This window comes from Promicromonospora sp. NPDC023987, assembly GCF_040639055.1.
GTDB lineage: Bacteria > Actinomycetota > Actinomycetes > Actinomycetales > Cellulomonadaceae > Promicromonospora.
This window is the reverse complement of record NZ_JBEZZF010000100.1, coordinates 1-14,309: the sequence shown is the minus strand read 5'-3', so window position 1 is coordinate 14,309 and position 14,309 is coordinate 1. Positions and strand designations below refer to the sequence as shown.

The 14,309-nt window shown below is 72.5% G+C and carries 9 protein-coding genes and 2 pseudogenes; 4 read left to right on the top strand and 7 right to left on the bottom strand.

Annotated elements, in window-relative coordinates; genetic code table 11:
• A pseudogene (locus AB0F40_RS25780) lies at nt 1–260 on the top strand (HNH endonuclease); the annotation flags it as partial.
• A gap of 194 nt (nt 261–454) precedes the next feature.
• Here AB0F40_RS25780 and AB0F40_RS25775 read toward each other — a convergent pair.
• Both AB0F40_RS25775 and AB0F40_RS25770 read right to left on the bottom strand, forming a co-directional pair.
• Nucleotides 455–1,549 (bottom strand): GntR family transcriptional regulator, encoded by a 1,095-nt coding sequence (locus tag AB0F40_RS25775; RefSeq protein ID WP_357474696.1) that lies wholly within the window; start codon nt 1,547–1,549, stop codon nt 455–457.
• A gap of 99 nt (nt 1,550–1,648) precedes the next feature.
• Nucleotides 1,649–3,007 carry a glycoside hydrolase family 125 protein gene (locus AB0F40_RS25770; RefSeq protein WP_357474694.1) on the bottom strand — a complete coding sequence of 453 codons (1,359 nt, stop codon included), beginning with the start codon at nt 3,005–3,007 and terminating at the stop codon, nt 1,649–1,651.
• A gap of 229 nt (nt 3,008–3,236) precedes the next feature.
• On the opposite strand from AB0F40_RS25770, the gene AB0F40_RS25765 reads away from it, so the two are divergent.
• Complete coding sequence (locus tag AB0F40_RS25765; protein ID WP_357474691.1) at nt 3,237–3,992, top strand: SDR family NAD(P)-dependent oxidoreductase; 756 nt, start codon at nt 3,237–3,239, stop codon at nt 3,990–3,992.
• Here the strand turns inward: AB0F40_RS25765 and AB0F40_RS25760 are convergent.
• Together AB0F40_RS25760 and AB0F40_RS25755 are read right to left on the bottom strand one after the other, a co-directional pair.
• On the bottom strand, nt 3,989–4,651 hold the full coding sequence (locus AB0F40_RS25760; protein WP_357474688.1) for a response regulator transcription factor: 663 nt from the start codon (nt 4,649–4,651) through the stop codon (nt 3,989–3,991). The genes AB0F40_RS25765 and AB0F40_RS25760 overlap by 4 nt on opposite strands.
• A gap of 467 nt (nt 4,652–5,118) precedes the next feature.
• Nucleotides 5,119–5,292: pseudogene (locus AB0F40_RS25755) on the bottom strand (histidine kinase dimerization/phosphoacceptor domain-containing protein); the annotation flags it as partial.
• A gap of 686 nt (nt 5,293–5,978) precedes the next feature.
• Between AB0F40_RS25755 and AB0F40_RS25750 the strand changes: the two are divergent.
• A complete protein-coding gene (locus AB0F40_RS25750) occupies nt 5,979–7,214 on the top strand; it encodes a serine hydrolase domain-containing protein (RefSeq protein ID WP_357474685.1) in 1,236 nt (411 codons plus the stop codon).
• A gap of 103 nt (nt 7,215–7,317) precedes the next feature.
• A complete protein-coding gene (locus AB0F40_RS25745) occupies nt 7,318–8,094 on the top strand; it encodes a GNAT family N-acetyltransferase (RefSeq protein ID WP_357474682.1) in 777 nt (258 codons plus the stop codon).
• Here the strand turns inward: AB0F40_RS25745 and AB0F40_RS25740 are convergent.
• The 3 genes from AB0F40_RS25740 to AB0F40_RS25730 all read right to left on the bottom strand — a co-directional run bounded on the left by AB0F40_RS25740 (nt 8,084) and on the right by AB0F40_RS25730 (nt 14,126).
• Nucleotides 8,084–9,028, bottom strand: a complete 945-nt coding sequence (locus tag AB0F40_RS25740; RefSeq protein ID WP_357474679.1) for a DUF808 domain-containing protein — start codon at nt 9,026–9,028, stop codon at nt 8,084–8,086. The genes AB0F40_RS25745 and AB0F40_RS25740 overlap by 11 nt on opposite strands.
• Nucleotides 9,029–9,132: 104 nt before the next feature.
• Nucleotides 9,133–11,826 (bottom strand): glycoside hydrolase family 97 catalytic domain-containing protein, encoded by a 2,694-nt coding sequence (locus tag AB0F40_RS25735; RefSeq protein WP_357474676.1) that lies wholly within the window; start codon nt 11,824–11,826, stop codon nt 9,133–9,135.
• A gap of 125 nt (nt 11,827–11,951) precedes the next feature.
• Nucleotides 11,952–14,126, bottom strand: a complete 2,175-nt coding sequence (locus AB0F40_RS25730) for a heavy metal translocating P-type ATPase (RefSeq protein ID WP_357474673.1) — start codon at nt 14,124–14,126, stop codon at nt 11,952–11,954.
• Nucleotides 14,127–14,309: the final 183 nt, after the last annotated feature.

Here is a 14,309-nt window from a genome sequence, read left to right as displayed (position 1 = left end):
GCATCGTCCGCGACCCCGAGACCGGGATCACGACCTGGACCACTCCCACGGGCCGCGTCCACACCCGGCCGCCCACCGTCCTGGACACCCACACCAACCTCGACCAGATCGACCCCGACACCAGCCACGACCTGTCCCTGCGCGCCCTGACCGGCCAACGCCTACCCCGCAGCTACCAGACCACCGAACCCGGAGCCATACCGAACGAGGCGACGCCGACCCAGGCGACACCGACCGACCCCGACCAACCACCCTTCTAAGCAGACCGACCCGACCCACCCGGCCAGACACGAGCCGGCCCGACTCGACTCGACCCGACTATCCCGCCCCGCCCGAACCGCCCCGCCGAACCACCCTGCTGAGCAGGCGGCACGAACGAGGCGGGCCGTCGGACTGCCGCATGCCCCCGAGTCGGAGTCGGTACCCGCCCACGCGGCAGCCCGCCCCGGCGCCCTCAGCGCGTCGAGCTGCCAGGCACCAGCTCGGTCGGCAGCGTGACCTTGGTGACCTGTCCAGCACCACGGATCTGGGCGAGGACAAGGTCGACCGCCTCGTGTCCCATCCGCGCCTCGTCCTGCCGGATGTGGGTGAACCGGTAGCGTGCTTGGTCGTAGGACGCGTCCGGTTGGTCGAAGCAGATGATGCCGAGGTCACCGGGCACCGTCCGCCCGGCACGCTGCGCTGCCTCTCGCAGCAGGACGGCGATCTTGTACTCGGTGGCGACCAGGCCCGTCAGGCCCGGGTTGGTGCTCAGGAACTTCTCGAGCTCGGCGAGGTCGTCGTCCGGCGGGACGGCGCTCCCGGGAATCGTCGACCGGACCTTCCGGAACTGGTGCGCCGGGTCGAACGGCACGTGTCGCGTCGCGTGGGCGTCGACGACGCCGTCGAGCCGGTCCTGCACCGTAGAGACGGTGCTCGCGGCCGACACCAGCCCGACGTGGTCGTACCCCGAGGCGAAAAGGACGTCGGCGGCCTGCCGTCCTGCCGAGACGTTGTCGGAGCAGACCGACGACACCGGGACCCCGTCGAACACGCGGTCCAGGATGGCCACCGGGAACGACTGGGTGATGAGCTCGAGTACCGCCGGGGGTACGTACTGCGACGAGCTCGGCTCGAGGATCAGCCCCTGGACGCCGTCGGCGACGAGTGCCCGCACGATGTCGTCCTCGGCCCCCCGATTGCCGAGGCTGCGCTTGACCACGACGTTCGCGACGGTGCTCGACGCGTCGAGCAGCCCGGCGAGCACCCGCGTGCCGAAGGTGTCGTCGAAGTCGGTCAGGACACATCCGATCAGGGGCGTGGGTCCGCTCCCTGTGCCGACGGCGGTCGTAGCGGTCTCGCTCACGACGATGGTGCCGAGCCGGGGTCTGCGCGTGATGTAGCCGTCGGCGCGCAGCAGGTCCATCGCGCGCTTGAGCGTGATGGCGCTGACCCCTAGCTGTTTGGTCAGCTCCGCCTCTGCGGGCATCCGGTCGCCGACACGGTACGTCCCCGCGTGGATCGCGTCGCGGAGCTTCTCGTACACCTCGAGGTACAGCGGCTGGCTCACAGGTGCCCTTTCACCGATCGGACCTGACCGATGAATCTACCGGACGGGCAGCAGCACCACGGGCACGGCGAGGACGGATCCGCGCGCAGCCGGCGACGCTCACCGCGCTTCTCCGCTGCGGGCGGCGGTAGCGAGGGCCGGACGGCGGTACGTGCGCAGGCCGGCAGCCTGGAGGGCGAGCTCGCAGAACATCGAGTTCGCCCAGGAGAACCACTCGCGCGTGTAGCTGGCCGGGTCGTCGACGTGGAACGACTCGTGCACGGCTCCGGTCCCTGCGTCGGTCGCGAGGATCAGGTCCAGGAGCCGGTGGCACTCGTCCGGGTCGGTGGTGGTCAGTCCCTGGATCGCCAGGGCGATCGGCCAGACGTGCCCGGCGGGCGTGTGCGGGCTGCCGATACCGGACGCCGCCGTGCCGCTGTAGTAGTAGGGGTTGGTGTCACTGAGGATCAGGTCGCGGGTGGCGGCGTAGAGCGGGTCGTCGGCGGCGCACCAGCCCAGCATCGGCAGGGAGAGCAGGCTGGGCGAGTTGGCGTCGTCAGCCAGGAGCACCCCGCCGCGGCCGTCCACCTCGTACGCGTAGACCGGCCGGCCGTCGGGGCCGGGGACGATGCCGTGCTCGCGGATGCCGCGCTCGAGCTCGGACCGCAGCGCGGCGGCGTCGTCGGCGAGGGCGTCGTCGTGCAGGACGGCGGTGGCGATCCGGCCCAGGTAGCCGAGCGCGACGGCGGCCAGCGCGTTGCCGGGCACGTTGTAGCCGTACCGGCACGCGTCGTCGCTGGGCCGGAACCCGGCCCAGGTCATGCCCGTGAACGCGACCTCGGGGCCGCGCCCGGCACGGACCAGGGTGTCGGACGGCGGGCAGTCCGTCCGCTCGAAGGTGTACGGGGATCCCTCGTGGTGCCGCTGCTCGGCGCGCCACAGGTCGACGACGGTGCGCGCGACCCGGCCGAACTGGTCGAGGTGGTCCGTCCTGCCGGTGGCGCACCACAGGTCGTAGGCGAGCTGGACCGGGTAGGCGAGGGAGTCGATCTCGTACTTGCGCTCCCACACCCAGGCCGACTGCCCCGTACCCGGCGGCCCCGTGCGGTCCCGGTGCCCTGCCCCGGTGGGCCCGTCGTTGAACGCGTTGGCGTAGGGGTCGTGCAGGATCGAGGCCTGCTGCCGCCGCGACACCGCCGCGATGGTGTCCGCGAGCCGCTCGTCCTGGCCGGCGAGGTGCAGGAAGGGGGCGAGCTGCGCGGTGGAGTCCCGCAGCCACATCGCGGGGATGTCTCCGGTGATCACGAACGCCGTACCGTCGGGATGCCGGGTGATCGTCCGGGCGAGGGTGTCCGACATGCAGCGCCCGACGGCGTCCGCGACCCGGTCGCCGAGCCGGTCGGCCACCGCGGCGACGAGCCCGGCGAGGATCTCGCGGGTGTAGAGCGCGGGCGGGCCCGACGCCTGCGCGCCCGTCATGATCCTGCTCCCGGGGCCACGCCCCACGACCTCGTTCTGCCGAGCTTCATCGTCCGAACCCCATCGTCTCTTCTCGGTCGTGCCGACGTTGGCCTGACCTGCCGAGCAGCGTACGAACCGATTACTTCTATGTCAATGTATTGAAATACCAGTAATAGGCCCAGATGAACCCGAGTCCAGGCCGCGGGTAGCCTGCCGGAGAACCGCCCATCGACGAGAGGTACCAGCCATGACACGCGACCTGGACGGGCGTACGGCAGTCGTCACCGGCGCTGCCCGAGGCATCGGCGCCGCGACCGCCCGGCGGCTCGCGGAAGAGGGCGCCGACCTCTTCCTCGTCGACATCTCCCCCACCGTGCTCGAGCTCAGCGACGAGCTGCGCGCGTCCGGGCACCGGGCCGCGGCCATGGTGATGGACGTCGCCGACGAGGCGGCCTGGAGCGAGGCGGCCACGGCGTGCCGGGCGGAGCTGGGCCGACCGCAGATCCTCGTGCACAACGCCTACGCCACCCGGATCGCATCGCTCGAGGACACGCCCCTGTCCAGCTGGGAGCACCAGCTCCGGGTCACCCTCACCAGCGCCTACCTCGGCACCCGGACGCTGCTGGCCGACCTGACGGCGTCGGGTCGCGGCGCGGTGGTCATGGTGTCGTCCGTGCACGCGCGCTTCGGGCTCCCGGGCCGCGCCGCCTACGCCTCGTCGAAGGCGGGGATGACCGGGCTCGCCCGGCAGCTCGCCGCCGAGTACGCCCCCGCCGTACGGGTCAACAGTGTGCTGCCGGGCCCGGTGCTGACGCCCCACTGGGACGACGTCGGCGAGGCGGACCGCGCCAGCGCTGCGGGGGCGACCGCCCTCGGACGCCTTGGCGAGGCGTCCGAGGTGGCCGATGCCATCACCTACCTGTGCTCCGACCGCGCGTCGTACGTCACCGGCGTCGAGCTGCCGGTCGACGGCGGCTGGAGCATCACGAAGGACTCCATCTAGCCGAGCGGCACGTCCAGGCCGTTCCGGAACGCCCAGACGGCAGCCTGCAGGCGGTCGCGCACCCCGATCTTCCCGAGGAGCCCGGCCAGGTGGTACTTGACCGTGGACGGTTCGATGTAGAGGTGCGCGGCCATCTCCTGGTTCGACAGGCCGTTGGACAGCAGCCCCAGGATGTCCAGCTCGCGGTCGGTCAACGTGGCGGCGACCGCGGCGGGGTGGTGTCGGGGGGCCGCGCGCCGGCTCGCGAACTCGGACAGGACCCGTCGGGTCAGCCGCTGGTCGAGGGTCCCGTCGCCGGCGGCCACGGAGCGGATCGCGTCGACGAGGGTCTGTTCGTCAGCGCCCTTCAGGAGGAACCCCGCCGCGCCGGCCTCGAGCGCTCCGAAGACGTAGTCGTCGAGGTCGAACGTCGTCACGACGAGGACCGGGACGTGCCCGGTGGGGTCGCTCGACAGGATCCGCGTCGCCTCGATGCCGTTGCGTCCGGGCATCCGGATGTCCATGCAGACCACGTCCGGCCGCAGCGCCTGCGCCAGCCGCACCGCCTCGTAGCCGTCGTGCGCCGCGCCGACCACCTCGATGTCGCCCGCGGCCTCGACGACGACGGTGAAACCCGCCCGGACGATCGCCTGGTCGTCCGCCACCACCACCCTGACCATGCGCCGTTCACTCCGCTCCGCCGTGCCTCGTCGACATCGTCGACCGGGTCGGACGGCGGCAGGGTCAGCTCGTTGCGCCACCCTCCGTCGGCCATGGGGCCGATCCGCAGGTCACCGCCCGCCAGCTTGGCACGCTCCCGCATGCCGATGAGGCCGTGGCCGCCGGCGGGCATCACGGCTGCGTGCCCCGCGGCGGGCCGTGCGTTGCCGACGGCGATCCGCGTCCCGGTGGGGCTCGTCGAGACACTCACGGTGCAGCGCGCGCCGGGTGCGTGCAGCCGGGCGTTCGCGAGCGACTCCTGGACCATCCGATAGGCCGCGGCTCCGGCCACGGGGCCGAGCGGGACGGCCCCGCCCTGCCGGTCCAGCTCGATGCTCATACCCGCCGTTCGCAGCTCCTCGACGAGCCGCGAGATCTGCTCGACGGTGGGCGGCGGCGCGAACGCGTCCTGCTCGTCGCCGCGGAGCAGGCCGACGGTCTGCCGGAGGTTCCCGAGCGTCTGCTGCGCTCCGGCGGCCACGCCCCGGATGTACTCGCGCGCCCGGTCCGGGTCCGCCGTCACCAGTGCGCCGGCCGCCTGCGCGCCCACGATGAGGGCGGACAGGTGGTGTGCGGCGATGTCGTGCAGCTCACGCGCCATCAGCGCACGTTCCTGCCGAACGGCCTCCTCGGCGCTCCGTACGCGCTCCCGTTCGGCGAGCTCGGCTCGTTCCCTGAGCAGCACCGCGGCCCGGGTCCGGGCGTTCGCGGCCTCGGCCAGGAGCAGCGGGACGAGGTAGGCCAGGGCCGCCCGGAAACCGGCGGCCGGCAGCTCCCAGCCGACCGGGACCTCCGCGCTGCCACCGAGGGTGAACCACGTGGCGGCCGTCGAGCCGACGGCCGTGCCGGCGATCCAGGCGTGGGCCGAGGCTTCCCGACGACACACGGTGTACCCGGCGATCATGACCGCCACCGCCCCGATGCCGAGGTTCTCCGGCCAGAGGGCGACCAGCACGAGGTCGAGGACGCTCGTCGCGAGCAGCACCACGACGGGCAGGCGGTCGCGCCACCAGAGCGCGACCGCCTGCCCGAGCACGAGGAGAGCGGCGACCGGGACACCGGCGCCGTCGGTCAGGGCGCTCAGCCCGAGCAGCGCGATCACGACGACGGGAGCTGCCCGACGGCGGCGCGGGCGCTGCCCGTCCCGACGGGTCTCGGCGCGGGTCTCGGTGTCCACCCGCTCAGTCTCCCCCGCCCGAGGCATCGAGCGCCCCCGTCGCAGGTCGAGTCCTGATCCCGTTCGCGAGGCGGGGGTGTCGGCGCGACCGCCCCGGGAGCATGGCAGGCATGAACAACCACCACGAGCACGGCTCGACATTCCGGCACCGCACCAGCGTCGCGGTCCTCGCCGGCATCACCACGGGCAGCCTCCTCCTGACAGGGTGCGCCACCCCGGCGGCTCCCCCGTCGTCCGCACCCGCACCGTCCCCGGCGGCGGTCACGACGACGGCGGAAGCCAGGACGCCGCCGGCCACGAGGGCTCGTCTCACCGAGGCGGGCCGGTCGGTGCTCCGTACCGGCGCGACAGCCTTTGTCGGCACCCTGCACAGCGGTCGGTGCGAGACGTCGGTCGCCCTGGGCGTCGCAGACCGCGCGACCGATCGCCGGGCGCGGGTCGGGCACGCGTTCCAGATGGGCAGCACGACCAAGACCCTCACCGCCACCGTCGCCCTCCAGCTCGTCGGCGAGGGCCGGCTGAGCCTCGACGACACCGTGGAGAGCTGGCTGCCCGGTGTGGTGCCGAGCGGGCATCGCATCACGGTGCGCATGCTGCTCCAGCACACCAGCGGCCTGTTCGACTACACCGCCGACGAGACCTTCACCAGGGCGCTCCTGGCCGAGCCGCGACGCTCGCACACCCCGCAGGAACTCCTCGACGTGGCCCTCGCGCACGAGCCGACGTTCGCGCCCGGCGAGGGGTGGGCGTACTCGAACACGGGTTTCGTGCTCGTCGGCATGATCCTGGCGCAGGTCACGGGCAAGGACATCGGGACTCTGATCACCCAGCGCGTGATCCGCCCGCTGGGGCTCAGGCACACCTACTGGCCCGACGACACGCCGTTCCGGGGCGGGCACCTGCACGGCTACTACCGCACCGAGCCGGGCGGCAGCGAGTACGTGGACGTCTCGGCGTTCCCCGTCTCGTGGGCCGGCGCCGCCGGCGCTCTCATCTCGACCGTCGGCGACCTCGGTATCTTCCAGCGCGCCCTCCAGTCCGGAGAGCTGCTGGAGCCCGTGCAGCTGGCGCAGATGCGCCGCACCGTCGAGATCCCCGGCACGGACGGGCAGTACGCCTACGGCCTCGGCCTCATGCGGATCACGACGCCCACCGGGTACGTGTGGGGCCACACGGGCGGCACTCTCGGCTACCTCACGCAGGCATGGGCATCGCAGGACGGCACGCGCAGCCTCGTCGAGAACGTGCCGACGGGAGCCGCCACGCCTACGGGGCCTGACAGCACCATCGAACAGGCGGCCTCGGCCGCGGCGTCCTCACTGTTCGACACCCTGACGGACCCGTGACCACCGAGCCCCGCCGGCACGTCCCGCACAGCGTGCCCGGCCGGAATGCCGCCGGCGGGGTTCCCGTTGGGACGAAGGTGAACCTCACGTCCGGAAACCTCGCATGAGCATCATCGACACCGACCGCCGCGCTCAGGACGGCGACCCCGGCTCGCCCGACGTCGTGCCGCAGGACGACCCCGTGCTGGACGACCCCGCCTGGTCCGCGCTCACGGGAGCGCACGCCCACCTGGCCGAGGGCGGCGACCTCGCCCGCCGGTACCCGGCCGACGTCTCGCCGTTCGCCGCCGTCCGGACCTGGGACGACCCCGGTGTCTGGGACGCGGTGGTCGACCTGGTCGGGTACGGCGCCGAGTTCCCGGCGCCGCCGGACTCCGTCCAGCTCCCGCCCGGCTGGGAGCGGCGCGAGCCCTTCAGCGGAGTCCAGCTCGTCGAGACCGACCGTCTGCACGGCAGGCCCGACGACGAAGCGGTGGTCCTCGGTGCCGCCGACGTACCCGAGATGCTGGACCTGGTGGCGCGCGCACAGCCGGGACCGTTCCTGCCACGCACCTACCTGCTCGGCCGCTATGTGGGGATCCGGCGCGACGGGCGTCTCGTGGCCATGGCCGGTGAACGTCTGTCGCCCGCCGGCTGGACGGAGATCAGCGCCGTCGCCACCGACGAGCGGTACCGCGGGCAGGGCCTGGCCTCGCGCCTGGTCCTCGACGTCGTCCACCACGTCCACGAGCGCGGCGCGCGCGCCATGATGCACGCCTCGGCGGGCAACACGAGCGCGATCCGGCTCTACGAGAGCCTCGGCTTCCGGCTGCGCCGGCGCCTGACGTTCGGCACCGTACGCACGCCGGAAAGCAGGGGCGCCACACCGGTCAGTGGCTGACCGGCTCGTCCTTCTTCTTGCGGGACGGCAGCAGGTGCATCACGGCAACCACGGCGGCACCGACGATCAGGCCGACGATCGCCGAGCACAGCGTGTTGAAGAGCCAGCCGAGCGTGCCGCCGAGCCCGCCGGTGCCGTCGTGGATCGCGATCTCGAGGTGGTGCACCCAGTCGTACGGCGCCGGCACCCAGCCGGTGCCGTCCGTCCCGAGATTGACCAGCAGGATGTGCCCACCCACCCAGAGCATGGCCACCGTGCCGACCACCGAGATCACCGCGAGCACCTTCGGCATGGCCTTGACGAGCCCGCGGCCCAGCGTCTTGGAGAACCCGGACGCGTTCTGGGCCAGCCGCAGCCCGACGTCGTCCATCTTCACGATGGCCGCGACGATGCCGTAGACGATGATCGTGATGACGAAGGCCACCACGACGAGGATCGCCAGCCGGGACCAGAAGGGCTCGTCGGCCACCTCGGCGAGCGCGATCACCATGATCTCGGCCGACAGGATGAGGTCGGTGCGGACGGCACCGGCGATCATCTTCTTCTCGGCCTCCGGGCTGACCTCCGTAGCCGGCACCTCGGCGGTGTGGTGGCCGGAGACCTTGTGCCAGATCTTCTCGGCACCCTCGTAGGCCAGGTACGTGCCGCCGATCATGAGGATGATCGGCAGCAGCCAGGGCAGGAACTGGCTGAGCAGCAGCGCCGCCGGGAGGATGAAGACCAGCTTGTTGCGGATCGAGCCGAACGCGATCTTCTTCACGATCGGCAGCTCGCGCTTCGCCGCGACGCTGCGCAGGTACTGCGGCGTGACGGCGGTGTCGTCCACGACGACACCCGCCGCCTTCGCGGTCGCCCGGCCCGCGGCCGCGCCGACGTCGTCGATCGATGCCGCAGCCAGCTTTGCCAGCACGGAGATGTCGTCCAGCAGTCCCATCAGGCCACCCACGGTGCACCCCGCTCCGATCGATGTGTCGTCATGCCCCGCACCTTATGCAATCACAGCCGGTTGCCGGGCATCCGACGCTCAGGCCCGCCGGCTCATCCGCACTCGACGCGGGCGTCGGCCCAGTCGGCGTGGTCGGAGTTCTTGCCGTCGCCGCCGTCGGATACGGCCAGGCGCAGCCGGCTGACGTCGGTGACGTCGACGTCGAGCGGCACGCCCCCGTCGGCTTCAGTCAGGACCGGGGTCTCGGCCAGCAGGACGCCGTCACCGTAGACGTGGAGCTGGACCGACCCGGCCCCGCTCACCTCGTCGTCGAGGCCGACCACCGAGCGGAACGTCGTGCACGTGCCGCCGAGCCAGGCGGTCAGGGAGCCGGGGGCATGCATACCGACGCCCCTGGCGTAGGTGACACCCGCGATCGTGATCGGATTCCCGTCCCCTGCGGCCGCCTCACCGTTCGACGTGTCACGCTCGATCGGCCCGTAGCCGTTCGACTCCTCGACCCAGTGCAGGTCGGACACGTGCTGCGTGCCGGTCACGGCGGGCGGGGTGACCCACAGCGTCGCCTGGCTCGCGGCGGTGTAGCGGTCGCCCCGGTGGTGGTAGCGGACGTCGACCGGCACCTCGAACGTGCCGGGCGCACCGTCGGCCGGCACGCGGACCAGCCAGGTGACCTCGGCGGTCTGCCCGGCGGCGAGCCGCGCGAAGGTCCGGGTGCCGTGGTCGGCCTCCCAGCCCGCCGGCAGGTCGGGCGTCACCGCGACCCGCGTGACGGCGCGGTCGGCCACCGCGAAGGTGGCCCGCACCTCGACGGTGCTGCCGGGCTCGACGTCGGCCTCGGCCGGGTCGACGGCGATCGTGGCCTCCGGGCGGGCCACCACCGGTTCGAGGCACGACTCGCGGTTCCGGGGCTCGCACACCACGGCGACGAAGCCGCCGTTGTTCGCCGTCGGGACCTGGAGCGTCTCTGACGCCGCCCTCCGGAGGGTGGTGTGCACGGTGGCCGAACCGTTCGTGCCGTCGTCGGTCAGCAGGTCGACGAGCACCCTGCGGCCGTCGGCCAGGCCGGCCAGCGGCAGCTCCAGCGGGTCGCCCGAGCCCGCGCGCATGCCGCCGACGAACCACCGGTCCCCCGACCGGCGAGCCAGCACCGCGTCCTGCCCCGGCGTCCCGCCGAGCAGCCGCACCTCGTCCCAGTCGGCCGGGATGTTCTGCAGGAACGGCATGGCGTTCGGCTCGTCCGCGTACCCCTCGGGCTTGTCCGAGATGTGCTGCCAGCCCGACTCGTACACGACGCTCATGGCGGCCTGCTGCGCCTTGGACGTCTTGTCGTTGTCGCGGGAGAACACCACGGGCGTGAAGTCCATCGATCCCGTGACGTTGCGCGTGAACGGCACGATGAGGCTGCGTTCCGGGCTGATCCCGTTCTCCATGCCGCGCACCGACTCGTAGCTCATGATGTGCGGCCACGTGCGCTGCATGCCGGTCGGCAGGGCCGACCCGTGGAAGTTGATCATCAGCTCGTGCCGGGCGGTGTCGCGGGCGACGTCGTCGTACCAGCGGTGGATCTCCTGGGAGTCGGAGTCCATGAAGTCGACCTTGAGGCCGCTCACGCCCCACGACTTCAGGCGCGGCAGCCACTCGTCGCGCTGCTCCTGCGTGCGCAGGTCACGGCTGTGGAACCAGGCGATGACGTCGACGCCCTTGGTGTGGGCGTAGCGGACGGTGCGCGGCACCCAGCTCGCGTCCCAACCCTCGTCCAGGAGCACGTACTCCCAGCCGTTGCGCGCCGCCAGGTCCACGAAGTCGCGCTGCCGGGCCTCGTCGCGCGGGCTGCCCGGGTCGGTCAGCCAGCTCCAGCTGGAGCGGCCCGACTTGATCCAGGACGTGTCCTGCCCGTCGAGCTCGCTCGGGGTGGCCAGGTCGTCCACCAGCGTGGAGCCGACGACGGCGGGCAGGTCGCCCACGATCGCCACCCGCCACGGCGTCGACAGCTCGCCGGTCGAGGTGACGGGCCGGCCCTCGAACAGGTCGACGTCGTACCGCAGGGAGCCCGGCGTGTGCGTCAGGTGTGACCCGGCGTAGTCGCCGTGCAGGTCGGCCTCGGTAACCAGCACGTACCGTTCGCCCTGCTGGAAGAGCACGGGGAAGCCGACGCTGTCGCCGCCGTTCCCGGCCGCCGCGGTCGTGGTGGTCCACTCCGCCTCGTAGTTGACCGCATAGGACTGCTGCATCCACGCCGGCCCGTCCGCGGCCGGCTCCCACCCGCCGGTCTCGTCGTCCACCCGGTGCTCGCCGGCGCCGTCGAGCAGGTAGCGGTAGGCGACCCCGTCGTCGGACACCCGCACAGCGATGCCGAGGCGCGCGCCGTCGGCGTCCGCGAACGTGAACACCGACTCCTGGTGGACGTACGAGCGGCGCGCGCTCTTGCCCGTCGTCATCGTGTACGAGTCGGAGACCGTGCGGTCCTGCCGGCCGGTGAACGTCAGGCCGGTGGTGAGGTCGCCGTCGCTGCCGCGCAGCCCCAGCCGCGTGGCCGAGAGCACCGTCTCGCCGTCGGCGACGACGTCCAGCGCCACCTGCCCCGCCCCGTCCAGGCGCAGCACCCCGTCAAGGTCCGAGCCGCGCGGGCCGCCCACCCGCCATTCGGTGTCGGTGTCGTCGGTGACGGTGGCCGGGGCGGCGCTCGCGGCGCCCCCCACGACGACCATGCCGCTCGCGACGAGCGCGAGGGCTGACACCGCTGTCACAGCACGGACCGCCAAGCGGCGCGCGGGTACGAGCTTCACGAGGTCTCCCTTGACTCCGGAACGAGCACGGCGCCCGGTGCGCCGTCGGTCAGGCTATGGAACCGTGTCGACCCGGTCAACCGTTTGATCAGAACCTCTGAGCGACACCCCACACGGTGCCGCCGCTACTGCCCGGATCGACCTCCAGGCCGGAGGTCGAGCCGGCGCAGCAGCTGGGCGTTGAGCGCCACCACGACGGTCGAGAGCGACATCAGGACGGCGCCCACCGACATCGGCAGCACGAACCCGACCGGCGCCAGGACTCCGGCGGCGAGCGGCACCGAGAGCAGGTTGTACCCGGCGGCCCACCACAGGTTCTGCTTCATCTTGCGGTAGCTGGCCCGCGACAGCTCGATCACCGACAGCACCGACCGCGGGTCGTCGCTGGCCAGGATGACTCCGGCGGACGCGATCGCCACGTCGGTGCCCGCACCGATCGCGATGCCGACGTCGGCCTGTGCCAGCGCCGGGGCGTCGTTGACACCGTCGCCCACCATCGCGACCTTCCGGCCCTCCCCCTGGAGCTGCTGGACCTTGGCGGACTTGTCCTCCGGCCGGACGCCGGCGAAGTAGCGGTCGACGCCGAGCTCGTCGGCGACGGACCGGGCGACCGCCTCCGCGTCGCCGGTGATCATGACCACCTGGACGCCCAGCTCGTGGAGGCGGAGGACGGCGTCGGCGGACTCGCCGCGCACCTCGTCGGCGAGCTTGATGCCGCCGATCACCGCTCCGTCGCGCAGGACGTGCAGGATGATGGCCCCGTCGCCGCGCCAGGCGTCGGCCACCGGCAGCTCGGCCTGTCCGCTGTCCTCGAGCAGCCGGGGCCCGCCGACCCGGATCTCCTGGCCGTCGACCGTCGCCGTCACGCCCACCGCGGGCGACGAGGTGAATCCAGCGGCTCGCGGGATGCGAAGGCCGCGGTCCTGCGCGGCACGCACGATCGCCTTCGCCAGCGGGTGCTCGCTGTCCGACTCCGCGGCGGCCGCGAGCGCCAGCAGCATGTCGCCGTCGACGTCGCCGGCGGGCCGCGCCTCTGCGACGGTGGGCTCACCCTTGGTCAGGGTGCCGGTCTTGTCGAACAGCACGGTGTCGACGGTGCGCATGCTCTCCAGCGCGAGCCGCTCCTTGACCAGCACGCCGCCGCGGGCGGCTCGCTCGGTGGCGATCGAGACGACGAGCGGGATGGCCAGCCCGAGCGCGTGGGGGCACGCGATCACGAGCACGGTGACGGTGCGGACGACGGCGGCGTCGGGCAGCCCGACGAGGGACCAGACCACCGCGGTGACGGCTGCGGCGCCGAGGGCGAACCAGAACAGCCAGCCGGCCGCGACGTCGGCCAGGCGCTGCGCGCGGGACGACGAGCTCTGCGCCTCGGTGACCAGGCGCTGGATACCCGCGAGCGCAGTGTCGTCGCCGGTGGCCGTCACCTCGACCCGGAGCCCGGAGTCGGTGGCGACCGTCCCGGCCGTCACGGTGTCGCCGTCGCCGCGCGAGACGGTGCGCGACTCGCCGGTCACCATGGACTCGTCCATCTCGGCCTGGCCGCCGACGACGCGGCCGTCCGCTGGGACGCTCCCGCCCGGCCGCACGACGACGACGTCGCCCAACCGGAGGTCGGCCGGCGCGACGGTGACGATCTGGTCGCCGTCGACGCGTTCGGCCTCGTCCGGCAGGAGAGCTGCGAGGGAGTCGAGGGCCGACGTCGTCTGCGCGAGCGACCGCATCTCGATCCAATGGCCGAGCAGCATGATCACGATCAGGAGCGCCAGCTCCCACCAGAAGTCGAGCTGATGGTCCAGCAGGCCGAGGCTCGCCCCCATGGAGGCGACGAACGCGACGGTGATCGCGAGCCCGATCAGCAGCATCATCCCCGGCTTGCGGGTGCGGAGCTCGCTGACCGCTCCGGTGAGGAACGGCCATCCGCCCCACGCGTACATGACGGTACCGAGCAGCGGCGACACCGCGTTCGCCCAGGTCGCATCGGGCAGCTGGTAGCCGAGGAGCATCGCGAACATGTCGGAGAACGCGACGACCGGCACCGCCAGGACGAGCATGATCCAGAACAGCCGCCGGAACTGGCCTACGTGGTCGGCGTGACCGGCGTGACCGGCGTGACCGGCGTGGCCGGCGTGGTCTGCATGACCGTCGGTGTCGCTGTGCTCAGGGTGGCCGCTGTGCTCCGCGTGCTCGTCGTGCTGCTCCTTGGTGGCCTGGCCGTGCACATGGCCGTGCTCGTGGCCGCTGGCCGCCGGGCCGGGCGCGACAGCCTGCTCGGTGGGGTGGTCTGGTGACTCGTTCATGGAATCGCTCCTGGGTTGAAGCAGTGCCCCGCGGGTGGGCGGCACACCACAATCTATACCCCCAGGGGGTACCGAGGTCAAGGGCTGGCCGCGTGCCGGGTCGGCACACCGGTGTGGTCGGTAGAACGTCAGAAGGTCGGCCCCGCGCCTCGGTGCGGGCCGCAGCCCGTGCCGCGAGCCACG

Excerpts from the sequence above, each read along its gene's own strand:
- AB0F40_RS25770 (WP_357474694.1), bottom strand. The coding sequence starts at position 3,007 with ATGACGGGCGCGCAGGCGTCGGGCCCGCCCGCGCTCTACACCCGCGAG.
- AB0F40_RS25765 (WP_357474691.1), top strand. The coding sequence starts at position 3,237 with ATGACACGCGACCTGGACGGGCGTACGGCAGTCGTCACCGGCGCTGCC.
- AB0F40_RS25760 (WP_357474688.1), bottom strand. The coding sequence starts at position 4,651 with ATGGTCAGGGTGGTGGTGGCGGACGACCAGGCGATCGTCCGGGCGGGT.
- AB0F40_RS25750 (WP_357474685.1), top strand. The coding sequence starts at position 5,979 with ATGAACAACCACCACGAGCACGGCTCGACATTCCGGCACCGCACCAGC.
- AB0F40_RS25745 (WP_357474682.1), top strand. The coding sequence starts at position 7,318 with ATGAGCATCATCGACACCGACCGCCGCGCTCAGGACGGCGACCCCGGC.
- AB0F40_RS25740 (WP_357474679.1), bottom strand. The coding sequence starts at position 9,028 with ATGGGACTGCTGGACGACATCTCCGTGCTGGCAAAGCTGGCTGCGGCA.
- AB0F40_RS25730 (WP_357474673.1), bottom strand. The coding sequence starts at position 14,126 with ATGAACGAGTCACCAGACCACCCCACCGAGCAGGCTGTCGCGCCCGGC.